Source organism: Microbacterium sp. (assembly GCF_047972865.1).
In the GTDB taxonomy this organism is placed as follows: domain Bacteria; phylum Actinomycetota; class Actinomycetes; order Actinomycetales; family Microbacteriaceae; genus Microbacterium.
Genome location: NZ_JBKEAY010000135.1, coordinates 14,988 through 39,329, shown reverse-complemented (window position 1 = coordinate 39,329; position 24,342 = coordinate 14,988). Strand labels below are relative to the sequence as shown.

At 69.7% G+C, this 24,342-nt stretch carries 20 protein-coding genes and 1 pseudogene; 6 read left to right on the top strand and 15 right to left on the bottom strand.

The genetic code is table 11. From position 1 onward, the window contains the following. From ACK5KK_RS08515 to ACK5KK_RS08485, 7 genes are all read right to left on the bottom strand, one after another. The coding region (locus tag ACK5KK_RS08515; RefSeq protein WP_416889658.1) for an NAD(P)/FAD-dependent oxidoreductase at positions 1-394 on the bottom strand (394 nt) is incomplete at its 3' end. A 141-nt stretch (positions 395-535) separates the two neighbouring features. Beyond that, a complete protein-coding gene (locus ACK5KK_RS08510; protein ID WP_416889657.1) occupies positions 536-2,191 on the bottom strand; it encodes an amidohydrolase in 1,656 nt (551 codons plus the stop codon). 182 nt (positions 2,192-2,373) lie between these two features. Then, entirely contained in the window at positions 2,374-3,276 is a 903-nt protein-coding gene (locus ACK5KK_RS08505; RefSeq protein WP_416889656.1) for an ABC transporter permease, read from the bottom strand. Further along, positions 3,273-4,205 (bottom strand): ABC transporter permease, encoded by a 933-nt coding sequence (locus tag ACK5KK_RS08500; protein WP_416889655.1) that lies wholly within the window; start codon positions 4,203-4,205, stop codon positions 3,273-3,275. Before ACK5KK_RS08500 ends, ACK5KK_RS08505 begins: the two co-directional genes overlap by 4 nt. Next, on the bottom strand, positions 4,198-5,385 hold the full coding sequence (locus ACK5KK_RS08495) for a polyamine ABC transporter substrate-binding protein (RefSeq protein WP_416889654.1): 1,188 nt from the start codon (positions 5,383-5,385) through the stop codon (positions 4,198-4,200). The genes ACK5KK_RS08500 and ACK5KK_RS08495 overlap by 8 nt, the downstream gene beginning before the upstream one ends. Positions 5,386-5,413: 28 nt before the next feature. Continuing rightward, the gene (locus ACK5KK_RS08490) at positions 5,414-6,496 is read right to left on the bottom strand and encodes an ABC transporter ATP-binding protein (protein ID WP_416889653.1); all 1,083 of its coding nucleotides are present in this window, start codon (positions 6,494-6,496) and stop codon (positions 5,414-5,416) included. A 253-nt stretch (positions 6,497-6,749) separates the two neighbouring features. After that, positions 6,750-7,871: a P1 family peptidase gene (locus ACK5KK_RS08485; protein ID WP_416889652.1), complete on the bottom strand. Its 1,122-nt coding sequence runs from the start codon at positions 7,869-7,871 to the stop codon at positions 6,750-6,752. A gap of 126 nt (positions 7,872-7,997) precedes the next feature. On the opposite strand from ACK5KK_RS08485, the gene ACK5KK_RS08480 reads away from it, so the two are divergent. Both ACK5KK_RS08480 and ACK5KK_RS08475 read left to right on the top strand, forming a co-directional pair. Continuing rightward, the gene (locus ACK5KK_RS08480) at positions 7,998-9,482 is read left to right on the top strand and encodes an APC family permease (RefSeq protein ID WP_416889651.1); all 1,485 of its coding nucleotides are present in this window, start codon (positions 7,998-8,000) and stop codon (positions 9,480-9,482) included. Further along, a pseudogene (locus ACK5KK_RS08475) lies at positions 9,479-9,643 on the top strand (TetR family transcriptional regulator); the annotation flags it as partial. The gene ACK5KK_RS08480 and the pseudogene ACK5KK_RS08475, both read left to right, overlap by 4 nt. A gap of 443 nt (positions 9,644-10,086) precedes the next feature. Here ACK5KK_RS08475 and ACK5KK_RS08470 read toward each other — a convergent pair. After that, positions 10,087-10,878: an ABC transporter permease subunit gene (locus ACK5KK_RS08470; protein WP_416889650.1), complete on the bottom strand. Its 792-nt coding sequence runs from the start codon at positions 10,876-10,878 to the stop codon at positions 10,087-10,089. Further along, positions 10,875-11,798: an ABC transporter ATP-binding protein gene (locus tag ACK5KK_RS08465; protein ID WP_416889649.1), complete on the bottom strand. Its 924-nt coding sequence runs from the start codon at positions 11,796-11,798 to the stop codon at positions 10,875-10,877. Before ACK5KK_RS08465 ends, ACK5KK_RS08470 begins: the two co-directional genes overlap by 4 nt. A 99-nt stretch (positions 11,799-11,897) precedes the next feature. On the opposite strand from ACK5KK_RS08465, the gene ACK5KK_RS08460 reads away from it, so the two are divergent. Then, positions 11,898-13,076 (top strand): PQQ-dependent sugar dehydrogenase, encoded by a 1,179-nt coding sequence (locus tag ACK5KK_RS08460; RefSeq protein ID WP_416889648.1) that lies wholly within the window; start codon positions 11,898-11,900, stop codon positions 13,074-13,076. Positions 13,077-13,105: 29 nt separating this feature from the next. Here ACK5KK_RS08460 and ACK5KK_RS08455 read toward each other — a convergent pair whose 3' ends face one another. From ACK5KK_RS08455 to ACK5KK_RS08435, 5 genes are all read right to left on the bottom strand, one after another. After that, positions 13,106-13,387 (bottom strand): metal-sensitive transcriptional regulator, encoded by a 282-nt coding sequence (locus ACK5KK_RS08455; RefSeq protein WP_416889647.1) that lies wholly within the window; start codon positions 13,385-13,387, stop codon positions 13,106-13,108. After that, positions 13,384-15,030, bottom strand: a complete 1,647-nt coding sequence (locus tag ACK5KK_RS08450) for an FAD-dependent oxidoreductase (RefSeq protein WP_416889646.1) — start codon at positions 15,028-15,030, stop codon at positions 13,384-13,386. Before ACK5KK_RS08450 ends, ACK5KK_RS08455 begins: the two co-directional genes overlap by 4 nt. A gap of 79 nt (positions 15,031-15,109) precedes the next feature. Beyond that, positions 15,110-16,513: an aldehyde dehydrogenase family protein gene (locus tag ACK5KK_RS08445; RefSeq protein WP_416889645.1), complete on the bottom strand. Its 1,404-nt coding sequence runs from the start codon at positions 16,511-16,513 to the stop codon at positions 15,110-15,112. A 100-nt stretch (positions 16,514-16,613) separates the two neighbouring features. Then, a complete protein-coding gene (locus ACK5KK_RS08440) occupies positions 16,614-17,558 on the bottom strand; it encodes a helix-turn-helix domain-containing protein (RefSeq protein WP_416889644.1) in 945 nt (314 codons plus the stop codon). Between the two features lie 118 nt (positions 17,559-17,676). After that, positions 17,677-18,270 carry a TetR/AcrR family transcriptional regulator gene (locus ACK5KK_RS08435; protein ID WP_416889643.1) on the bottom strand — a complete coding sequence of 198 codons (594 nt, stop codon included), beginning with the start codon at positions 18,268-18,270 and terminating at the stop codon, positions 17,677-17,679. A 205-nt stretch (positions 18,271-18,475) separates the two neighbouring features. Here ACK5KK_RS08435 and ACK5KK_RS08430 point away from each other — a divergent pair, with 205 nt between their 5' ends. From ACK5KK_RS08430 to solA, 3 genes are read left to right on the top strand one after another with little or no spacing between them, the layout of a single operon-like run. Further along, positions 18,476-19,978, top strand: coding sequence for an APC family permease (locus ACK5KK_RS08430; RefSeq protein ID WP_416889642.1), 1,503 nt, complete (start codon positions 18,476-18,478; stop codon positions 19,976-19,978). 39 nt (positions 19,979-20,017) lie between these two features. Further along, entirely contained in the window at positions 20,018-21,154 is a 1,137-nt protein-coding gene (locus ACK5KK_RS08425) for a tyramine oxidase subunit B (protein WP_416889641.1), read from the top strand. A gap of 17 nt (positions 21,155-21,171) precedes the next feature. After that, a complete protein-coding gene (gene solA, locus ACK5KK_RS08420) occupies positions 21,172-22,347 on the top strand; it encodes an N-methyl-L-tryptophan oxidase (RefSeq protein ID WP_416889640.1) in 1,176 nt (391 codons plus the stop codon). Between the two features lie 80 nt (positions 22,348-22,427). On the opposite strand, the gene ACK5KK_RS08415 is transcribed toward solA, so the two are convergent. Beyond that, entirely contained in the window at positions 22,428-24,125 is a 1,698-nt protein-coding gene (locus ACK5KK_RS08415) for an amidohydrolase (RefSeq protein WP_416889639.1), read from the bottom strand. Between the last annotated feature and the right edge of the window lie 217 nt (positions 24,126-24,342).

Genomic DNA, 24,342 nt, shown 5'->3' with positions numbered 1-24,342 from the left:
GCTCGATGTCGTCGAGGTTGGCAAGACCCAGGCGCTCGATCTGCGGCATCTCGTCGGGCCAGCGGTTCATGCCGTTCTCGGTGCCGTGCGTCAGGCTCGACTCGCAGAAGCCGCCGTTGCGGCCCGATGCCGCCCATCCGACCCGGTTCGCCTCGATCACGACGACCTTGCGGCCCGGATCGCGCTCGACGGCGCGCAGCGCGGTCCACAGACCGGTGTAGCCGCCGCCGATGACGACCAGGTCGCAGCTCGTGGTGCCCCGCAGCGGCGCGCGGTCCGGGCGCAGGGAGCGGGGGGTGTCGTCGGTCCAGAACACCCCCGTCCGGGTCTGCTCGAGGCTGTGGTCGATGACGGATGCCGAGGGCACACGCCTCTCGAAGACGGTGGTTCCCACGGGTATCACTTCCTTCGGGTCGGTTGGTGGTTGGGGCGGGTCGGGGGCGAGTGGTGGGTCTGGTCGGGCGCTGGTTGGGCTGGTCGGGTGGTGGTGGCTGCGCTGGTCGGGCGGTGGTGTGGTGCCGTGCGTGCGGCGGCGTCAGGCGTCGGCGGCAGCGTAGACGCGTTCGCCCTCCACGAAAGTCTGCAGCACTCTGGTCGCGCCGATGAGGTCGGCGGGGCCGTCGAACGGGTCGCGGTCCAGCACCGCCAGATCGGCGAACTTGCCGACCTCGATCGTGCCGGTGACGGCATCCAGGTGGTTCACCCACGCCGAACCGGCGGTGTACGCCACGAGAGCTGTCCCCAGGTCGATCGCCTGTTCGGGGAGGAACGGGGTCTCCTCGCCCTCTTCGTACCCGGGGGCGGGCATGCGGTTCACGGCGGTATGGATCGCGGCGAGCGGGTCGGGGGAGGTCACCGACCAGTCGCTTCCGGCGGCCAGCACGGCGCCCGAACGCAGCAGATCGCCGAACGGGTACTGCCACGCCGCGCGGGTCGGTCCGAGGAACGGCAGGGTGAGTTCGACCATCTGCGGCTCCAGAGTCGCCCACAGCGTCTGCATGTTCGCCGCCACCTGGAGCCGCCGGAACCGAGGGATGTCGTCGGGGTGGACGACCTGCAGGTGCGCGATGTGGTGGCGGTGGTCACCTCGGCCGTTGCGGGCGACGGCGTGTTCGACAGCGTCGAGGCACTGCCGCACGGCGCGGTCGCCGATGGCGTGGAAGTGCACCTGGAAACCTGCGGCATCCAGCAGGGGCACGGCCTCGTTGAGCACCTCGGGTGCGACGAACGAGATGCCGGAATTGTCGGTGGGGTGCCCGTGGCCGTCGCAGTAGGGTTCCAGCAGCGATGCCGTGAAGTTCTCGGGAACGCCGTCCTGCATGATCTTGACGCTCGTGGCCGCGAACCGGCCACCACGGTAGCGTTCGCGGCGTTCGATCAGCGACGGGATCTGCTCCAGGCCCTTCGTGCGATCCCACCAGATCGCCCCCACGACGCGCGCGGTCAGGGTGTTGTCGGCGGCGGCCTTCAGATACGCGGGACCAGGGTCGCCGGCGTCGCCGTACGGACCGACGATCGCATCCTGCCACGCCGTGATGCCGAACGAGTGCAGGTGACGCTGAGCCACCAGCAGCGCCTCGGTGAGCCGCTCCAGCGGCTCTTCGGGCAGCAGGCGGTTCACGAGCGACATCGCCCCCTCGTGCAGGGTGCCGCTGGGCGCACCGTCCGGCAGTCGCTCGATGCGGCCGTCGGCGGGGTCGGGGGTGTCGTGGTCGATGCCGGCCCGGGTCAGGGCGGCGGTGTTGACCCACGCGCCGTGACCGTCGCGGTTGGGAAAGAATGCCGGACGGTCGCCGGTGACGGCATCCAGCGCCTGCGCCGTCGGGGTGCCGCCGGGGAACGCCGACATCTGCCATCCGCCGCCGAGGATCCACTCGTCGCCCGGGTGCGCCGCCGCGTACGCGCCGATAGCGTCGAGGTACGCCGATGCCGTCGACAGCGGTGCCAGGTCGCACCGCAACATGTCCAGACCGCCCCACACCGGATGGACGTGCGCGTCCTGGAACCCCGGAACCAGCAGGCGCCCGGCGAGGTCCACCACCTCGGTGCGCGGGCCGATGAGATCGCGCACCTCATCGCCGCCGACCGCGGTGATGCGACCGTCGGTCACCGCAATCGCCGTCGCCCGCGAGCGCACGGTGTTGCTCGTGTGCACCGCCCCGCCCGCACACACCAGATCCGCCTGCGTCACGCCATCATCTCCTCACCGCTTCGGACCCGCATCGTTCGTCCCCATCCCGTCCTGCTCCACCCCCCGCACTCGGCGAGACCGCACTTGCGCGGTCGAGACCGTGTGTATTACTCATGGTCTCGATCCTCCAGCTGCGGTCTCGCGGAATCGGGGGAGGCCGGATGCCGGGAACCCGGGGAACATCAGCCGCCGGTCATGGTGCGGGCGATCTGGGTGGCGGAGTCTCCGGCGCGGCGCAGGACGAGGGCGACGACGGCGAGGGCGACCAAGGTCAGCAGTAGCATGACGGTCGACACCGCGGCGATCTCCGGTCGCAGCCCCGAACGCACGGCGCTCAAGACGTACACCGGCCACGGCGTGGCGCCCGAGACCTGCACGAATGCCGCGATGATCGTGTTGTCGAGGCTCAGCGTGAACGCCAGCAGGAAGCCGGCCAGCACGGCCGGCATCGCCAGCGGCAGCGTCACCCGGAGGAAGGTCGTCACCGGCGGCGCGTACAGATCCGACGACGCCTCTTCCAGGTTGGCCTCTTGGCCGACGAGGCGTGCGCGCACGATGTACGAGACGACGGCGGTCGCGAACAGCGAACTTCCGATCGACAGGCGTGTATAGCCATCGTTGAAGATGGAGAGTCCGGCATCCTGCCCGAGAAACACGAACCACGGCAGGAGCGACACGGCATCGACGATCTCGGGGGTCACCGACACCAGCAGGAGGAGCACGAGAAACCAGCCCACCCACCGGCCCGGGAAGCGGGCCATCGCGATGCCCGCGAGGGTGCCCAGGGCCGTCGCGATGACGGCGGCGATCGCGGCGGTGATGACCGAGACCCGCACGGCGTTCTGCACGGCGGGTTTGTTGAGAATGGTGCCGAACGCGTCCAGGCCGAACCCATCGAACGACACCAGCAGTCGCCCGGTGTTGAACGAGTACACGACGATCACGATGATCGGAGCGAACAGGAACAGCAACACCAGCACGCCCCACACGGTGAGGAGGAGGTCGGACCAGGAACGGCCCCGTCGACGCGCAATGGGGATGCTCGACCGGGTGCGGGCGATGGTCTCAGTGGCGGTCTGTGTCATGAGGCAACCTCCGTCCGTTCCGGCGAAGCCGGGCCGGGAGACCCTCCGGTGTCGATTGCGACGCGCTGACGTGCGCGCAGCGGGAGGCTCACCAGCCACATCAGCAGCGCCGCCGCCCCGATCGTCACGGCGATCAAGAGCATGAGCACGACGGCCATCGCCGAGCCGAGCGCCCAGTTCTGTGCGGTCTGGAACTGGCTGGCCACGAGCTGCCCGACCATGTTGCCGCTGGCACCGCCCAGCACCGTCGCGGTGATGTAGTCACCCATCAGCGGGATGAACACCAGCAGCACACCGGCGATGATGCCCGGGCGCGACAGCGGCAGCGTCACCCGCAGGAACGTCGAGAACCGGCCCGCGCCGAGGTCCTTCGAGGCTTCACGCACCGCCGGGCCGACACGGTCGAATGCGACGAATAGCGGCAGGATCATCAGCGGCAGGTAGTTGTACACGACGCCGATCAGCACCGCGGTGCGGGTGTAGAGCAGGTCGAGTGGACCATTCATGAGGCCGGCCGACTGCAGGAGGGTCGAGGCCCATCCCTCCGGGGCGAGGATCACCTGCCAGCCGATCGTGCGCACCAGGAAGTTCGTCCAAAACGGCACGAGCACCAGGGCGAGCAGGAGCCCGCGCCGTTCCGGGCGCACCTTGAAGGCCATCCAGTAGGCCACCGGCGCGCCGATGAGAAAGCAAAGGATCGTGCCGAGAACCCCGACCCAGAGCGTGTTCATGAACACCGCGACGAACGTGGGAGAGAGCGCTTCGAGATAGCGGTCGAACGACAGCACATCGTTGGCGTGCGTCCCGAAGACGCCGGGCTTGTAACCGAAGCTGAACCACACCACCATACCCACGGGGGCGACGAAGAAGATCAGCAACCACACCCACGCGGGGACCGCGAGGGCAGCACCGGTCGAGCGTCTAGGCACCCGCGGCGGCCTTCATTTCGTTCCAGATCTCCACCCGCACCGTTTGCGAGTCGTTGAGCTCCTGCTCGTGCATCGTGGCCAGTTGCGCGTCGGTGAAGAAGATGAAGTCGAGCAACTCCATGCCTTCCGCCTCCGCCTCGGCTTTGGTGTCCTTACCGCCGACGTTGTACCCGATGTAGTCGAGGTTCAGGTACTGGTTTTCGGGTGCCATGGAGTAGTTGATGAAGGCGTGCGCGGCTTCCGGGTGCGGTGCGCCCGCCGCAATGGCCCAGTTGTCCATCCACAGTTCTGTGACCGGACCGGGCAGCACCCACTGCCACCGATCCGGCTCGCTCGACGCCAGGATTCCCAGTCGTGCATCGCCGTTCCACGCTTGCACGAGCGTCTGGGTCCCCTGCGGGATCGCGTTCGTACCGGGGTACGAGTCGAAGGCCGAGATGTGCGGCGCGATCTCGTTCACCAGGAACTGGCGGCACGCGTCGAGCTCGCCGGCATCCTGCGTGTTCCAGTCCAGATCGTTGGCCCAGAAGTACGCGCCGACGACGCCGGCCGGATCGTCGGACATCGAGGTCTTGCCGCTGGCTTCGTTCTGTGCGGCGTCGAAGAAGTCCGCCCAGGTGGTCAGCTCACGCGTGATGACGTTCTTGTCGTAAACGAACCCGGTGGTTCCCCATGCCTTGCAGACCGTGTAGTCGTTGGTCGGGTCCCACGCACGACCCAGCGCCGTCGGATCCATGGCCGACAGGTTCGGGAGCAGATCCTTGTTCAGCGGCATCAGCAGCCCGTTCTCGATCATCTGCGGCACGAACACTCCCGTCGGCACAACGATGTCGTAGCCGGAGGTGCCTTTCGCGGCGATGAGCTTCGCGATCAGCTCCTCGTTGGAACTGTACGAGTCGAGCGAGATCTTCGGCCCGAGCGAGGAGGTGAACGTCGAGATGACGTCGGGGGAGTCGTAGTCGCCCCACGTGTAGACCGACAGCGAGTCTTCCAGTGCGCCCCCGGAGGCCTGCGCGGTCGGCGAGGTCTGACCGCCGCCCGACGTGCAGGCTGCCAGGAACGCGGTTCCGCCGGCGAGGGCGGCAAGGCTCAGTAGCCGGCGACGCGACAACTCCTTCGCGATGATCGGCACGGCGCCGGCGGGGGCGAGGACGCGGAACGGAGTGGGGATGTCGGACATGCGATGCCTCCTGGTCGGGTGCGGTGGGTCATTGCGTGGGCGGGGGGACGTACCCGCCCGCCTGGGCTGCCGTGTCGGCGGGGAAGAGAAGAACGTGCTCGGCCGCCCAATGGCACGCCACGCGGTCGCCCAACCGCAGGCCGAGGGCTTCGGGCGTGGGGCGGCGGGCAATGATGCTCTGGTCGTCGCCGAGGCGGACGAGATACTGCATCGTCTCGCCGAGGTGCGAGATGCCGATGAGTTCCCCGGTGGTCGAGTTCACGCCGTTCGTGCTGGGCGTCGAGACCCGCTCGATCCGCACGTTCTCGGGGCGCACGGCCGCCTCCGCACGGTCAGTGCCGTGCAACGCGGCGGGTGCGGCCACGGTCACGTGGGGGCTCGTCACCGTGGTGCCGTCGCCGCCCAGCGGCCCGCGGAAGAAGTTCTGCTGCCCGACGAACGCGGCGACGTAGGCCGAGGCGGGGCGGGAGTACACCGTGTCGGCATCTGCCAGCTGTTCGATGCGACCGGCGCGCATGATCGCGATGCGGTCGCTCATCGACAACGCCTCGCCCTGGTCGTGCGTGACGAACACGAACGTGATGCCGAGGTGGGACTGCAGCAGCTTCAACTCCAGCTGCATCTCTTCGCGCAACTGCCGGTCGAGCGCCCCCAGCGGTTCGTCCAGCAGCAGCACCGAGGGGCGGTTCACGAGGGCGCGCGCGAGGGCTACGCGTTGCTGCTGCCCACCCGACAACTGGGTGGGCGTACGATCGGCGAAGCCTCGCATCTGCACCATGTCCAGCGCATCGGTGACGCGTTCGCGGATCGCAGCCTTGGGGGTGCGGCGCTGCTGCAGGCCGTAGGCGACGTTTTCGGCAATCGACATGTGCGGGAACAGCGCGTACGCCTGGAACACCGTGTTGACGTCGCGTTTGAAGGGGGGGACACCCACGACACTGCGTCCGGAGATCTCGATGTCGCCCGCGTCGGGCTGCTCGAACCCGGCGATCATCCGCAGCGTGGTGGTCTTCCCACAGCCGGATGGACCCAAGAGGGAGAGGAACTCGCCCGGTTCGATCCGCAACGAGAGGTCGTCCACGGCGGCTTGGTCGCCGTAACGTTTGGTCACTCCACTGATCACCACTGATCCGCGGGAGAGGTGGGTGTCGTTGTGTCTGATCGTCGATTCGGGTGCCGACGTCACTGGCTGCTCCGCTCCTGCGCTCCTGGGTGGAGCGTCCCGTCATTCAATACGTCCGGGCGCTGGATTGCAACGGTTGCGCAGGCGTGCCGGACGATACCCCTTGTGAAGCAGGTCGTTCGGACAGACCGTCTGGCTGACCATAACGAGTAGATAACACGTCGGCCCGGGTCGACCGGGGTCAGCGGGAGAAGGCAGCGCGCACCTCGTCGTGGGGGAGGGCGTAGCTGACGTGGTCGTCGCGTCCGGCAAGGTCCTCGGCGGCGGTGAGGGCGTTCAGCACGGCCTCCTCGACCGCCTGCACCGTGGCGGTGTAGAACGGGTCGATCCGGCCCCACGGAATGAACGACAGGCTGTCCACCGCGCGCGTGTCGGCCATGTTCGACACCAGGGCGCCGGTGTTGCCCGTGGAGAACGCGAGGAAGATGTCGCCCGAGAAGTGGCCCCCGGTCGTGCCGGTGCGGGCGAGTCCGAGCGGTACCCGCCGGGCCAGCGCCGCGCACTGGCCCGGCAGCAGCGGGGCGTCGGTGGCGACGTCGACGATGACACTGCCCGCGCCCGCTACCGACCGGGCACGCTCGCCCTCGGCGACGAACCAGGACGCGTCTTCGATGGGAGCCGGAGCGGCCGACTGCGCCCCGAGCCGCCGCCCGGCGACGGCGAACTCCGCGCGCGAGCCGAAGTTGGCCTGCAGGAACACGCCAACGGTGTACTGCCGGTCATCGTAGGAGACGATGCGCGATGCCGTGCCCGACCCGCCCTTGAATCCGTAGCAGTTCATTCCGGTGCCGCCGCCGACGTTGCCCTCAGCCAGCGGTCCGCTCCCGGTCGCATCCAGTGCCGCGATCGCGTGGTCGCTCGTGACGTGGTCGCCGTTGATCTGGTTGAGGTAGCCGTCCCAGGTCTCGGCGACCACCGGCAGCATCCACTGCACGGACGCCTCGGGGTGGTGTCGGTGCATCCATTGGTCGACACCGCGGTGCACGGCGCCGACCGAGTGCGAGTTGGTGATCGCGATCGGCGTGGAGAACATGCCGGCCTCGTCGATCCAGGTGCGGCCGGTCATCTCGCCGTTGCCGTTGAGGGAGAAGGTCCCCGCCGCGACCGGCACGCCCGCGCCGTCGCGTCCGCGGGGGAGGATCGCGGTGACCCCGGTGCGTGCGACCCGCGCGTCGCCGGGCGCGCCCTCGACGAGGGTGGTGTAGCCGACCTGGACGCCGGGGACATCGGTCAGGGCGTTCCAGGCGCCCGGTGTTCCCTCGAGCGGAAAACCGAGGTCGCGTGCGCGCGGTCGGTCGGTCATGGCGGCTCCTCCGTGATTGAACGACTGTTGAGAGTTTTCGGACCCGTAACACATAATCCTTGACAGAAGCCGTGCTGTCTACCTTGAATGGGTGTTCAAAGAATGCCCCTGGACCGAGGAGCCCTCATGACATCCCCCACGGAACGTCCGACCACGACACAACCTCCGACGGGAACCCTCGCCGCGGGACGGCTGCGGGTGTGGGATATCGTCTTCTTCGTTATGTCGGCCGCCGCGCCGCTGACAGTGGTGGTCAGTGCCGCGCCGGCGGCCTTCCACCTCGGGGGCATCGGGGCGCCCGGCGCGATGCTGTTCGCGGCGGGCGTGCTGCTGCTGTTCTCGTTCGGCTACACCGCGATGTCGTCCCACGTGCGCAACGCGGGCGCGTTCTACGCATATGTCGGCCGCGGCATGGGAAAGCCCGCCGGCGTCGGCATCGCCTTCGTGACGGTGCTCGCCTACACGCTGCTCGCGGTCGCCTTCCACACCTTCTTCGGCTTCTTCGCGCAGCTCACGGTCGGAAACCTCCTCGGCTTGGACGTGCCGTGGTGGATCTGGTCGACGATCTCGCTGGTGCTGGTCGGCATCCTCGGGTCGCGCAAGATCGATGTCGGTGCGCGGGTGCTCGCGGTGCTGCTGACCGCCGAGGTGGCGATCCTGGTCATCCTCGCGGTCGCGGTGCTCCTCAACGGGGGGCCCGAGCCGGCCAGTGCGGCACCGTTCTCTTTCCAGGCCGTGTTCGGTGGCCCCGGGGTGGCCGCGCTGATCGTCATCGCGTTCGGCGCGTTCCTCGGCTTCGAGGGCACGGCGATCTACGCAGAGGAAGCCGTCAACCCCACCAAGACGATTCCCCGGGCGACCTACATCGCGGTGATCTTCCTCGGCGTGTTCTACGCGTTCTCGTTCTGGATCGTCACGCTCGCGTTCGGCGTCGACGGCGTCATCGAGATGGCGATGCGCGACGACTACACCGAGATGATCCCGATCGCCGCCGACCAGTATCTGGGCGCGTGGGCGTCGGTGGTCGTCCAGATCCTCATCGTGACGAGCTTCTTCGCGTGCGTGCTGGCGTTCCACAACGCCACCAGCCGCTACCTCTTCGCCCTCGGCCGGGAGCGGCTCCTGCCCGCCGCGCTGGGCCGCACGAACGCCAGGACCGGTGCTCCCGCGGTGGCCAGCACGGTCGTCGCGGCGCTGTGCGCGATCCCGATCGCCATCGCCGCGGTGCTCGGCGCGGACCCGTACCTCAACCTGGCGTTCTGGACGTATGCCGTCGGCGTGTTCGGGGTGATCTTCGCCCAGGCGGTCGCGTCGGTGTCGGCGGTCACGTTCTTCGCTCGGAACCGCCGCGGTCACAGCGTGTGGCGCGTGCTGATCGCCCCCGCACTGGGAGCGCTCGGCCTGCTGGTGGCGCTCACCCTGGTGGCCTCGAACTTCGAGGTCGTCTCCGGGGTGGAGGGCGCGATGAACATCTGGTTGCTCCTGCCCACGCCGCTGCTGTTCATCGCGGGTATCGTGGTGGGTCTGATGCTGCGGCGCCGGGACCCCGGTGCGTACGCCACCCTGACTCAGTCCATTCCCGTCGTCGAAAAGGACCCCGATCTGCCGTGACCGTCTCGCCGCGCCACCGGCAGCGCCGCGCGGCGCTGGTGGCGGCGGCTCGTCAGGTCGCCGCCGAGCGCGGGCTGTCGGCCACCAACGTGCGGGCCGTGGCGGCACGGGCCGAGGTGAGCGCCGGGAGCGTGCTCTACTACTTCGCGAGCTTCGAGGACCTGCTCTTCGAGAGCGTCGAGGGCGTGATCGAGGAGTTCTACGAGCAGCGCAGGCGGCTCACCGAGCAACTGAGCGATCCCGTCGCCCGGCTGCGCGCGCTCGTGTTCGCGGGCATCCCGGACGAGATCCCCACCGACCTGCGGATCGTCTACGAGAGTGTCGGGTTGGTGCGCGAGAAGCCGCAGTACCGGCCGCTCATGCGCTCCATCGTGGAGCGCCAGGTGATGCTGTACCGCACCACGATCGAGATCGGGGCGGGGGTGGGCGCGTTCACCCCGACGCGGGATGCCGCCGAGATCGCGCGGAACATCGTCGCCCTCGAAGACGCCTACGACCTGTACCCGCTGGTCGGCGTCGACGTCGACCGGGAGTCGTGCCGCCGCGCCGTGCTCGCGTACGCGTCGCAGGCGCTCGGCGTCGCGATCTCCCCGGACGGCGCGGATCAGCCGAGCACGTCGCGCCGCGACAGCGCGAGCGTGGCCAGCGCCAGCAGGACGACGGAGCCGCCGTACAGCAGCGCGAGTCCGGGCAGGTCCCAGCCGCCGGCCAGCGGCGATGCGCCGAACGCCCAGTCGTAGGGGGAGAACGAGCGCAGCCAGTCCAGGACGGGGGCGTTGTTCGCGACGGCCTGCAGCGTGTAGCCGGCCACGGCCACGGCCGCTCCCGCACCGACGCCCCACACCCGCCGGCCCGTGACGGCACCGGCCGCGAGTGCCGCGGACCCGGTCACCAGGCCCAGACCGAGCCACGACACGACCATCGCGGTGAGGTTGCCGGCATCCAGGTCCAGCTCGCTCGGCCCGTTCACCGCCCACACCAGCAGCCACGTGACCGTGCCGAGGGCGAGCAGCTTCACGACCAGCACGCTCGCGGCCTGCAGCGCGTACCCGACGCGGCCGACCCCGTGCGCGAGCGTCAGCTCGAGCCGCCCGGTCTCCTCGGCGCCGCCGATGAGCGCCGCGCCCCATCCGATGGCCGCGATCGACAGCAGTGCGAACCCGACCAGCCCGAAGAACGTCGCCGACGTGTACCCGGCGCCGGTGGCGATGTCGCCGTAGTTGAGGGTGGCCACCAGCTCGGGCGGCAGCGAGTCCAGTAGCCCCTGCAACTCGGGGGAACGCATCGACGGGTACAGCGGCAGATACAGTCCGATGACGGCCGCCAGGCCGATCGCCCAGCCGATGAGCGCGCGCCAGCCGTCGGCGAGCCAGCGGCGCAGCACGGGGGTGTTCATCGGTCGCCCATCGCTCTGCTGTACAGGTCGAGCACCGATTCCTCCAGGTCGGGTTCCTCCACCGTGAGGTCGCGGATGCTGCCGGTGGCCAGCGCTCGGATGACCGGGTCGATCTCACCTCGGACCGTCGCAGCCACCCGTACCAGGCCGTCGGTGGCGGGCGTCACCTCGAGGTCGTCCACGGCGCCGGCGGCGCCGAGCGCGGCGCGCAACGCGTTCGGATCGGCTCCGGTGACGGTGGCCCGCACGCGGCGCACGCTCGCGATGCGCAGCGCCGACACCGCCCCCTCCGCCACGATGCGCCCCTGGGCGAGCACGGCGACGTCGTCGGCGGCCTGCTGGATCTCGCTGAGCACGTGCGAGCTCAGCAGCACGGTCTGACCGGCATCCCGCGCCTCGCGCACCATCGTGATGAACTCCCGTTGGATGAGAGGGTCCAGCCCGCTCGTGGGCTCGTCGAGCACCAGCAGCTCCGGTTCGTGCATGAACGCCTGCACCAGGCCGAGTTTCTGCTTGTTGCCCTTCGAGAGCGTGCGCACCGGGCGGGTCAGATCCAGACCGAGCCGCTCGGCGAGGGCGTCGACGCGCCCGGGCGGGACCGGCCCGCTGAGGTCGGCCAGGTAGTGCAGCAGGCTGCGCCCCTTCACCCGCCCGTCCAGGCGGAGCTCGCCGGGGATGTACCCGATGCGGCGGCGCAGGCTCGCACCACCGGACCGCGGCGACGCCCCCAGCACCTCGATCTGCCCGGACGTGGGGCGGATGATGTCGAGCAGCATGCGCAGCGTCGTCGTCTTGCCGGCGCCGTTCGGCCCGATAAGGCCGAAGATCGACCCTCGTTCGACGCGCACCGTGATGCCGTGCACGGCCGTGTGGGAGCCGTACCTCTTGACCAGGTCTCGCGTGTGGATGGCGGCATCCATCAGACTCCTTCCGACTCTGCGAATGATAGTGCGCGCCGGGTTGCCGTGTGGCGAGGCAGGGGCCTTTCGGACCCGCCCGGTTCGAGGCAGGATGCCGGTATGCGTGCGCGCAGGGGAATCGTCGTGGCGGGGGTGCTGGTGGTCGTGATCGCCGGCTGCGATGCGGCGCGCACGCCCGAGCCGACCCGTACGATGACCACGACGGCCTCCCCGCCGACGACCGGGAGCCCCGTTGCCGGGCCGGTGACCTTCTCGGTCGCGGCTGTGGACCGGTTCGATGAGCCATGGGCGATGGCGTTCCTCCCAGACACCGGGGAGTTGCTGGTGGCCGAGCGCGACGGGGCGCTGCACCTGCGCAACCAGAACACGGGCGAGCGGGATGCGGTCTCGGGGGTGCCCGAGGTGGTCTACGCGGGGCAGGGAGGGCTGGGCGATATCGTGCCGGGGCCGACGTTCGCCGCCGACGACATCGTGTATCTGAGTTGGGTGGAGGCAGGTTCCGGCGGCACCGGCGCGGCGGTCGGCCGGGCGCGGCTGGAGCGGTCGACGGATGCTGCGGCGCTGCGCGACCTCGAGGTGATCTGGCGGCAGGTGCCGAAAGAGAAGGGCTCAGGCCATTTCGGGCATCGCATCGCGTTCAGCCCGGACGGCACCGAACTGTTCATCACCTCGGGGGACCGGCAGCTGCAGGGGCCCGCGCAGGACCGCTCGAACACGCTCGGTGCGATCGTGCGGCTCACGCTCGACGGTGAGCCCGATCCGCAGAACCTATGGACCTTCGAGGGGGAGGTCAGCGCCGAGATCTTCAGCTACGGTCACCGCAATCCGCTGGGTATCGCGTTTGCGCCGGATGGCAGGTTGTGGGAGTCGGAGATGGGGCCGCTCGGCGGCGACGAGCTCAATCTCATCGGTTCCGGCGGCAATTACGGGTGGCCGCTCGCCTCGAACGGCAGCCAGTACGACGGCTCGGGCATTCCCGACCACCGGCCGAGCGACGGGTTCGTGAGTCCCGCGGTGTCGTGGAACCCGAGCATATCGCCGGGGTCGCTCATGATCTATCACGGCGACCTGTTTCCGGAGTGGACCGGCGATGCGTTCCTGGGGGCGCTGTCGGGTACGGCGCTGGTGCGCGTCGACCTCGACGGCGCCGAGGCCGGTGAGGTGGAGGTCTGGCCGATGGATGCCCGCATCCGCGCCGTCGCCGAAGACGCCGACGGCGTGATCTGGCTGCTCGAAGACGCCGGCGCCGGCCGGCTGCTGCGCCTGGCCCCCGACTGACCCCACCCGCATCCGCAGCGGGGCGGGGATCAGGCCAGCGAGAGGAAGAGTTTTTCGAGTTCGGCGACCGTGGGGCCGTCGTCGTCGGCGCCGGGGTCGCCGAGACACTCCTTCATCGCGTGGGCGATGATCATGAACCCGGCGCGGTCCAGCGCCGAGCCGACGGCCGACAGCTGGGTCACCACCTTGCGGCAGTCCGCGCCGTCTTCCACCGCGGCCACGACCGCGGCCAGCTGCCCCTGCGCGCGGCGCAGCCGGTTCACGATCGCCTTCTGCTCCGCAGCCGCGTCGCGGGTCTCATCGTTCGTCATGCGGCGACCTCCTGTCGTACGCGGGTGACCGCGGCGTTGCCGGCACTCCAGGTGCGGTAGCCGCCGTCGAGATTGACCACATCGATGCCGTGCGCGGCGAGGATGCGGGCCGCGGTGTGTCCGCGTTGACCCACCTGGCAGTGCACGATCACGCCTTCGTCGGGCAGCTCGGCCAGGCGCTCGCGCAACTCGTCGAGCGGGATGTTGACCGCCCCGGGGATGGCGCCCGACGCGAACTCGCGCGCCGTGCGCACGTCGATCAGTGCCCGTTCGCTGCCGGCGAGCTCGTGCCACTGGATGCTGCGGGTCGCCCCGGTGCGCAGGTTGTCGGCGACGTAGCCCACCTGGTTGATCGGGTCTTTGGCCGAACCGAATTGCGGCGCGTAGGCGAGTTCCAACCGCGACAGGCCGGTGGCGGTGATGCCGCCGGCGATCGCGACCGCGATGACGTCGATGCGTTTGTCGACCCCCGCCCCGCCCACGATCTGGGCGCCGAGGATCGCGTCGGTGTCGGGGGTGACCAGCAGTTTGATCGACATGCCTTCCGCCCCCGGATAGTAGGTGGCGTGCGACGCGGGGTGGGTGTGGATGACGCGGTGCGGGATGCCGGCGGCGCGCAGCCGCTGCTCGCTCCATCCGGTCGAGGCCAGGACCATGCCCATGACGGCCACGATCGCCGTTCCCAGTGCCGGGGTGTGGTGCTCGTCGCGGCCGACGATGACGTCGGCGACGGTGCGGCCGTTGCGGTTGGCCAGGCCCGCCATCGTGACCAGACCGTTCGTGCCGGTGACGGCATCCGTCTTCTCGACCCCGTCCCCGGCGGCGAAGACGTCGGGATCGCTGGTGCGGCCGGCGTCGTCGACGGCGATGCCGCCGCTGGCGCCGAGCCGGAGCCCCGCCGCGGCGGCGAGCTGTGTCGCCGGACGCACCCCGGTGGCGTCGATGACGAACTGGGCGGCGATCCGGTTCCCGTCGCTGAGCTCCACGTGGCCGTCGGCGATCGCGGTGACACGGGCGCCGGTGCGCACGTCGACACCGCGGGAGGTGAGGTGTTCGTGGAGCGGCTGGACCATCTCGGGGTCGAGCGGGGTCAGCACGTGGGCGCCGCGCTGGATCAGGACGACATCCAGCCCGCGCGCAGCGAGGTTCTCCACGGCCTCCAGGCCGATGAACCCGGCCCCGGCGACCACGACCGGCGCGGTGCTGTCGGCATCGAGCCGGGCGGTGATCGCGTCGACGTCGTCGATCGTGCGCAGGGTGCGCACCGGCACGGTGCCGTCGCCGGCGAGGGTGCCGCCGTCGGCGCCCGCGGCGATGATCAGCCGGTCGTACGACTCCACCGTCGTGTCGCCGGTGGCGACGGCGCGGACGGTCACGGTGTGCGCGACGCGGTCGATCGCGATGACCTCGTGTTCGACGCGCACGTCGATGCGGAACCGGGCGCCGAGGGATGCCGGGGTCTGCAGCAGCAGGCTGGATCGGTCGGCGATGACGCCGCCGACGTAGTACGGCAGCCCACAGTTGGCGAACGAGACGTACGGTCCGCGCTCGTACACGATGATCTCGGCGTTCTCGTCCAGGCGCCGCAGGCGCGTGGCGGCGGACATGCCCGCCGCCACGCCTCCGATGATGACCGTCTTCACACCTGCTCCTCGTATGTCGGATGTCACTCCAAGATACTATACCCCCAGGGGTATCAGGTCAGGTGTCGCGCCCGGCTCGTCAGCGGCTGATGACCTTCGGTGCGGCGACGGCTTTCAGGCCGGCCACGCCGAACTCCTGGCCGTAGCCGGACTGCTTGGTGCCACCGAAGGGCACCGCGGGGTTGAGGCCGCCGTGGGTGTTGATCCACACGGTGCCGGCCTGGACGCGGGTGGCCACCGCCGCCGCCTCGTCGGGGTCGTTCGACCACACCGAGGCGCCCAGTCCCTGCTCGGACGCGTTCGCCCGGCGCACGGCGTCGTCGATGTCGCGGTACTTGACCACCGGGATGGCCGGACCGAACTGCTCCTCGTCGACCAGGCGCGCGCCGTCGTCGATGTCGGCGACGACGGTGGCGCGGTAGAACAGCGGCCCCAGGTCAGCGGCGGCCTCGCCGCCGGTGACGATGCGGGCGCCGCGCGCCCGCGCGTCGTCGACGAGGTCGCGGACGATCTCGAACTGCTTCTCGTTCTGCAGCGGGCCGAGCACATTGCCCTCGTCGAGCCCGCGGCCCATCGGCATGGTGCGGGCCATCTCGGCGAGCGTGTCGACGACCTCGTCGTACACCGACTCGTGCACGTACAGGCGCTTGAGGGCGGCGCAGGTCTGGCCGGTGTTGATGAAGCAGCCCCAGAACAGGTTCTCGGCGATGGCCTTCACGTCGGTGTCCGGCAGCACGATCCCCGGGTCGTTGCCGCCCAGCTCGAGGGTCAGCCGGGCCAGGTTGTGCGCCGAGGACTCCACGATCTTGCGTCCCGTGGCGGTGGAGCCGGTGAACATAATCTTGTCCAGGCCGCGGTGGGCCGCGATCGCGGCACCCACCTCGCGGTCGCCACTGATCGCGGTGAGCACGCCACTGGGCAGATGCCGGTTGAACACGTCGACGAGCGCCATGACCGACAGCGGCGTGTACTCGGAGGGCTTGACGACGACGGTGTTGCCCATGCGCAGCGACGGCGCGATCTGCCACACCGTGATCATCATCGGCCAGTTCCATGGTCCGATCGCCCCGACCACTCCCAGGGCGTCGTAGTGCACCTCGGCGCGGGCGGGACCGTCTTCGAACACGACCTCCGGCTCGAGCACCGTGTCGGCGGCGTTTCGAGTCCACACCGCGCAGGCGCCCACTTCGAAGCGGGCGTTCGGTCCGTCGAGCGGCTTGCCCTGCTCGCGCGAGAGCAGCTGGGCGAGTTCTTCAGAGTTCGCCTCGATGTCATCGGCGATCGCGTGGAGGATGCGGGAGCGTTCGGCGTGGCCGAGCGCGTTCCACGCCGGTTGCGCGTCGCGCGCGGCGGCGATCGCGGCGTCGAGGTCGGCGACGGTGTGCACCGGGGCGTAGCCGATCGTCTCGCGGGTGGCGGCGTCGGGAATCGGCCGGCCGCCGGTCTCGGGTGTGGCGTGCGTGTGAGCCGCGGGCATGGTCATGCGGATCCTCCTCCATCATCGTGGTGACTCGATTGTGCGGGGAGGCGGGCCGTTCGCCTTGATCGCAAGCGCAGGCCCTATGACCGACGGTGCACGCCCGTCATCCGCCCGCGCGCAGTCTCCCGGGCGGGACGCCGAACGCGGCCTTGAAGGCGCGGGAGAAGTGGGTGGCGTCGGCGAAGCCCCAGCGCGCGGCGATCGAGACGACGGAGTCCTGCGCGTGGGTCGCGTCGAGCAGATCGCGGTGGCACCGCTGCAGCCTGCGGGCTTTGATGTGTTTGGAGACGGTCGTGTTGCGGCGGTGGAACAGGCCGTGCAGGTGGCGCAGCGAGATGAAGTGCGCGGCGGCGATCATGCTCGGACCCAGGTCGCGGTCGGCCAGGTGTGTGTCGATGAACTCGTCGATCTGGCGCAGCTGGTCCAGGTGCGGGTCCTGCTCCGCGCGAGCGTGCGTGCCCAGCTCGTGGCCGAAGGTCGTCGCGAGCAGGTCGACGGCGTTGCGGGCGAGCCGCCGGCAGGTGGTGTCGGGCAGTTCGGTGAACCCGGTGGCCAGCTCGCGCAGGAACGGGCCGATCATGGCGGGCAGCCCGCTGTCGCCGCGGAGCGGCACCGCGGTCAGTGACGCGAGCGCTTCGGGCGGCACCGGGAACGAGGCGCGCGGCAGCATGATCACCATGGTGCGAAAGCTCGTCCCGAAGGTGAGGGAGTAGGGGCGGCTGGTGTCGTAGATGGCGAGGTCGCCCGGGCCGAGGAGGGCATCGCGGCCGTCCTGCACGAGCAGTCCGGTGCCTTCGATCATGAACCCGATCTTGTAGAACGCGGCCGGGTCGGCGGCGATCAGGTCGGGGGTGCGCTCCACGCAGTGGTCGGTGGCGCGGATGTGGGTGAGGTGGATGTCATCGATGTCGACGGCGCTCACGACGCCGCGAAACTGCTCGGCGTGCGCCGTGGAGACGCGCAACGGCACGAACGAATCGTTGACGGCGGCGCGAAAGCCGCTGATGTCGAGCACGGGAGAGAGCGTTGCCGCGTGGTTGGTGCCCATGGGTCTCCTTCGATCCTGGCTGCGAACCTCGTCGTGTTCGGTCGTCATTCTACATTTTTATTCGAACGTTCGACAGAAATAATTTCGGTGACGTAAAACCCGTGTGACGGCTGACGTGTCACCGCACGCTGTCCAGCAGCGCCTCCATCTGCGCGACGAGGCGTTCGGGCGTCATCGTGTCGGGCAGCAGCAGCGCCACCGACTGGATGCCGTGCACGGTGCTCACGATGAGCTCGGCGCTCGTGCGCACGTCGAGGTCGGCGCGGGCGTCGCCGGCGGCGATCGCGTCGGTCAGGTAGTCGGTCAGCTGCCGAAACCACTCGTTCATCCGGTCGCGGAACAGCGCCGCGAGCGCCTCGTCGGTGGCGGCGAACTCGAGGAACGGGATGACGATGCGCGCCTCCAGGCGCCGCTGTTCGTCGATCGGCAACGTCTCCCACAGGAACGCCCGCAACGCCCCGATGCCGGTGGCCGGTGCCGCCGTGATCGACCGGGTGAACCGGTCGTTGGTCGCCTCGAAGACGTACTCGAACGCCGCCGTCAGAATCGACTGCTTGTTGGGGAAGTAGTGCACGATGGTGCCGTTGGACAGGCCCATCTCGCGCGCGAGCTGGCGCATCGTGGTGGCTTCGATGCCGCGGGCGGCGATGCTGCGCCAGGTGGCGCGGACGATCTGGGCACGCCGCTCGTCGTGGTCGATGACCTTCGGCACGGCACCCTCGCTATCTCGTCCACTGTCGCTTCGTGCGGGCGTGCCCCGGAGCAGGACCCGACCTCTCCCCAACGCTACGCGCGCCGCCGACCGGATCGAGACGGGCGTGCCCGGAGCGTCAAGACCTGTGCCCGCGTGGCAAATCCCCGGCGGCGGACCCTCGCGAAGATGAGGGCACCCGACTCCGCTCGACGCTAGGAGAGACATGGCTTCCTCAACCACCGCGGTACGCACCGACGCGCACCGTCGCCTCGGTGTCTTCGCCGTCGCGTTCATGATCGTCGCCGCATCGGCGCCGCTGACCGTCATCGCCGGGGGAGCCACCAGCGGCTTCTCGGTGACGCACGTGCTCGGCATCCCGTTCGGCTACGTCGTGCTCGCTGTGTTCCTCGCGATCTTCGCGATCGGGTACGCGGCCATGAGCCGCTTCGTGACCAACGCCGGTGCGTTCTACGCGTACGTCGCGCAGGGGATCGGCCGTCCCGCGGGCGTCGGCTCCGCCGTGCTCGCGCTCATCGCCTACAACGCGATGCAGATCGGGATCTGGGGAATGTTCGGTTTCGAGATGTCGCGCATCATCGAGGCCAAGACCGGGTGGGCGAGCCCCTGGTGGTTGTGGGTGCTGTTCGGGATCGTCGTGGTCGGCATCATGGGCGTGAACCGCGTCGACCTGTCGGCGAAGGTGCTGGGCGTGCTGGTCGCGCTGGAGTTCCTGGTGGTCATCGTGTTCGACGTGATCGCGTTCGCAAACCCCACCGAGCAGTTCACGGCCGCTCCCCTGACTCCCGCCACGTTCTTCGTGCCCGGGGTGGGCGCTGTGCTCGCGTTCGGGATCGCCGCGTTCATGGGTTTCGAGTCGGCGGCCATCTATGGCGAGGAATCGAAAGACCCCAAGCGCACCATCCCCCGGGCGACCTTCCTGGCCGTCTCGGTGATCGGCGTGTTCTACGCGCTCTCCTCGTGGGCGCTGTCACTGGCGATCGGGCCCGACAAGATCACCGACCCGGCCGGCATCTCGCCGGAGGAGGCCGGTCCGCCGCTGTTCTTCGACTTCGTGTTCGGGCACCTGGGCGAACTGTGGGTCGACGTCATGTCGATCCTGTTCATTACGAGTCTGTTCGCGGCGCTCGTGAGCTTCCACAACGCCGTCGCCCGCTACGCGTTCTCGCTGGGTCGTGAGGGCGTACTGCCCCGGGCACTTTCCGGGGTGCGGGCCCACAGCGGGGCGCCGTGGGCGGGGTCGTTGCTGCAGACGGCGATCGCCGTGGTCGTGGTGGTGCTGTTCGCCATCGGTGAGATCGGCTGGGATCCGGCCAACGGACCGTACGCCGTGCTCACCCTCTTCACCTGGCTGACCAACCTGGGGGCGTTCGGCCTGGTACTGCTGATGGTGCTGGTCTCTGCCGCCGTGATCGGGTTCTTCTTGCGCGATCCGCGCGACGTCGGCATCGGCGCCCGCATCGTGGCGCCCGTCGTGGGCCTGCTGGCCCTGGGCCTGGTGTGGATCCTCATCCTCATGAACTGGGACGTGCTGCTGGGACAGGACCACTCCACCGTGACGACGTTCCTGCTGCCCGCCGTCCTGCTGGTCCCGGCCGCCGGTGCGGTGGTGTGGGCGTTCTGGTTGCGCGGCGCGCACCCGGACCGTTACCGCAACATCGGGCACGGCGCCGAGGAGGCTGCGGCGCCGCACCTCGGCGAGGACTGACCGCCCGCAGGCGATGTGCGACACCAGAAGGAGAACGCGATGACCGAGTCGGATACCCGCATTACTTTCCGTTATCTGTCCGAACCCGACATGATCGCCGCAGGCGTCACCGACATGCCGCGTTGCGTCGACGCGATGGAGGAGACGCTCCGCCTGGTCGACATCGGCGATTACCGCATGGGCGGCCCGGAGGGCAATTCGCACGGCTCGATGGTCACCTTCCCGGCGGCCTCGCCCCACGAGGGGATGCCGCTGGACGGTGCTCACCGCCGTTTCATGGCGATGCCCGCCTACCTCGGCGGTTCCTTCCGGACGGCGGGGTGCAAGTGGTACGGCTCCAACCTCGCCAACCGCGAGAAGGGGCTGCCGCGCAGCATCCTGATGTTCACCCTCACCGACAAGGACACCGGGGCGCCGCTGGCGTACATGTCGGCGAACCTGCTGAGCGCGTACCGTACCGGCGCCGTCCCGGGGGTGGGCGCGCGCCACCTCGCACGGCAAGACGCACGCAGTGTGGGGATCGTCGCGCCCGGGGTCATGAACCGTACGTCGCTGGAGGCGTTCGTCGCGGTGCGGCCGCACCTGGACACGCTGCGCGTGTCGGGGCGGAGCCGCGGCGGCATCGACGGGTTCGTCGAGTGGGTGCGCGCCTCGTACCCGCAGTTCACCTCCATCACGGTCGTCGACACCCCCGAGGAGGCTGTGCGCGGCATGGACATCGTCTCGATCGCGCCTACCACGCCGGCCGGCTCGGCCAACTACGTGCGCATCGAGCGCGACTGGTTCGCGCCGGGGGCCCTGGTGGTGCTGCCCGCCGACATCATGCTCGACGAGGACCTGCTGCACGGCGCCCGTCACGTCGCCGACTTCCGCGGACTGTACGAGGCGTGGCAGGAGGAGTTGCCCGCGCCCGCGCACGAGTACGTGGGCCTGCACGGCATGTATCTGCTCGACCGCATCCGCGAGGGCAAGGTGCCTGCGGAGGCCCTGGAGAACCTGCCGTCGATCATGAGTGGCGACAGTCCCGGCCGCACCGCCGACGACGAGGTCTTCTTGTACTCGGTCGGGGGGATGCCGGTGGAGGACGTCGCCTGGGGGACCATCGTCTACCGCAACGCGGTGGAGAAGGGCATCGGCGTGTCGTTGCCCTTGTGGGACAGCCCCGCACTGGCTTGAGCGACCGAGGAGACGACATGGCAAGCAAGACGCAGACCGTCGTGGTGGTGGGCCTGGGCGCGGTGGGCGCGATGGCCGCATGGCAGCTGTCGGCGCGCGAGGACGTGCGGGTGATCGGAGTCGAGCAGTACGGCCGCGTGCACGACCGCGGCTCGTATGCCGGCGAATCCCGCGTCTTCCGCACCGCCTATCACGAGGGCGGGCTCTACGTGCCGATGCTGCAGGAGTCGCGGCGCATGTGGCGTGACCTGGAACGGGCATCCGGCCGGGAGCTGTATCTGGAGGTCGGGACGCTGTCGATCGCGCAACCGGACCGCATCGAGATGACCACGACGCTCGATACGGTGCGCGAGTTCGACCTGCCGCACACGCTCTACGACACCGACGCGCTCCGGAAGGCATACCCGCAGCACCGCATCCACGACGGGGACATCGGCCTGCTCGACCACCACGGCGGCGGACTGCGGCCCGAGGTGAGCATCGCCGCCGCGTTGCGGCTGGCCGAGGCCGCCGGGGCCGACCTGCGCTTCAACAGTCCCGTCCTGGCGGTGGAGGAAGAACCCGGCGGCGTGGTCGTGCGCACCCCCGCCGAGGCGATCCGCGCCGACAAGGTGGTGCTCGCGTCGGGATCGTGGTCCACGCGACTGCGCGCCGACCTGCGCGAACTGCTGCGGCTGCAGGTGCTCGGGCTCACCTGGTTCATGCCCGAGCGCATCGAAGAGTTCCTGCCGGAGAGGTTCCCGGCCTTTCTGCGCGATGTCGGACCCGTGCACTTCTTCGGCGCGCCGAGCCTGGACGGCTACAGCGTCAAGGCGTGCAGCAACCCGACCTGGCCGGTGGCGCGCGACGTCGCCGAGGTGCCGACCGCCTACACGCGGGACGAACTCATCAAAATCGGCCAGCAGGCCCGCGAGTTCTTCCCCGCGCTGAACCCGGAGCCGGTGCGCTCCAGCGTGCACCACTGCGCGTACACGCCCGACCGCACCCCCGTCGTCGACGTCGACCCGACCGGCCGGGTGACGATCGTCACCGGTCTGTCCGGCCACGGTTTCAAGTTCGCGCCGGTGCTGGGCCGCTGGGCGGCGGCGCTCGCCGCGGACGGCGGCAACGACGAGGTCGACGAGCGTTTCGCGCTGTCGGCCCACCTGGAGCGCCTGGCCGCGTCGGGCGCCTATGGCGGCGGGGGGCACTGACCCCCGCATCCGGACCGGGAACGGGTGACCATCACCTAGCTGACCCCTTTTCTCGCAGGCACCCGTTCCCCCCGGTCCGATCACGCCGCCCGGTACACGACCTTGCCGTCGACGACCGTCATCACCACGGCGGTCCCGGGCAGTTGCTCCGGCGCGAGCGAGCCCAGGTCGGCGTCGAGCACGACGAGGTCGGCGACCTTCCCCGTCTCGAGCGACCCGCGCCACAGTTCCGCGAAGCTCTGGGTGGCGCCATTGATCGTGTGGGCACGCAGCGCGTCGGCGAACGAGACGCGCTCCTCGGCGCCGGACACCTTTCCGGTCGCTTTCGAGGTGCGCGCCATCATCCCGGCCATCGAGTTGAGCCACAGCGGCGGGGTGATCGGGGCATCCGAACTCGCACACAGCAGCGCACCGGCGTCGAGTGCGCTGCGCGTGGGCCACTGCCGGGCGGACAGGTCTTCGCCGACCACGGTGTCCATGAGGTCGGAGATCTGCGCCTTGATCCCCGGGTTCATGTTGATTCCCCAGCCGTGCGCGCCGAGGGTGGTCAGGCTCTCCGGCGACGCGAAGTCGCCGTGGATGACGTAGTGGCGCGAGTCCTCTCGCGGATTGGCCTCGTTCGCCTCCGCGAACCCCCGCACGACCAGGTCGATGCCGTGGTCACCGGTCACGTGCACGCCGGCCTGCAATCCGAGATCGTGCACCTTCTTGATGGAGGTCAGCAGTTCCTGCTGCTGCTCCGGTTCGGTCTCGCCGAACGAGCTGAGCGCACCGTGCCCGTGGGCGTGGCCGTACGGCGCGTACATGTACGCGGTCTCGTTCGGCGGCACGCCGTCGGCGAACAGCTTCACGCCGATCACGTTCAGCCGCCGAGGATCGGTGACCGGGTGGGTGGCGCGGAGCGACTCGACCCGTTCGGTGAGCGCTTCGGCCGACTCCCCGAACGCCAGCGGCAGCAGCAGCACCGAGACCCGGATGTCCAGTTCGCCGCGGGCGAGCAGGCCTTCGTACACCTCGAGCGCCGGTGTCTCCAGCGAGCCGCGCAGGAGCCCTGCGCCGCCGGGCCCGAGCCCGGGTTCGGTGTATGCCGTGATGCCGAGCCGGTGAAGCGATGAGATCGCGTTGCGGATGCCGGCCTCGCGCACCTCGCGCGTCAGCGGCGGCACGGCACCCCCGACCAGCGCTTGCGCGGCCTCCCGGAGGATGCCGGTGATCTCGCCGGCGTCGTCGACGTCGATCACGCCGCCGGGCGGCGGCACGGTCGTCGCATCGACGCTCCCGAGTGCCAGCGCGACGCTGTTGGCCAGCGCGAGGTGACCGGAGAAGTCGACCAGGAGCACCGGGTGGTCGGGGCTGACGGCATCCAGGTCGCCCTTGTCGGGCATGGATCGGTCACCGTCCAGGCATTCCTGCAGGTACCCGGTGTCCCAGCCCTGACCGACGATCCACGTGCCGGCGGGCCGCTCGGCGGTGGCCGCGGCGACCGCGGCGGTGATGTCGGCGATGGACGTGACGGTGGGGTGGGTGAGATCCAGCGACATCGGCGGCGTCGAGATGCCGTAGGCCGCCGCGTGCAGATGCGAGTCGTCGATCCCGGGCAGGAGGCACCTGCCTTCGAGCGGGATGACGGTCGTGTCGGGACCGATGAGGCCGGCGATCTCATCCTCGGTGCCGACGGCGGTGATCGTGTTTCCGGTGGTGGCCAGAGCACGGGCCACGGTGAAGCCGTCGTCTACCGTGTAGACGGGTCCACCGGTGAATACCATGTCGGCGTGCATGCGAGTGACTCCCTGGGTTACCTCCCTTTCCTCGCACACCCAGCATAACGTCGGCGGGCCGCGGCGGTGGGGGCGCGTCGTGGATTCGGACTCTGTGACCGGATTCGGAGTCCTCGCCCCGGTGGGTCCGAATCTGCGGTCATTGTCCGAATCCGCGGGCGCGGTGTCCGGATGTGCAGACTCAGAGTTCGCCGCGGGGACCACAGATCTGGTGGAC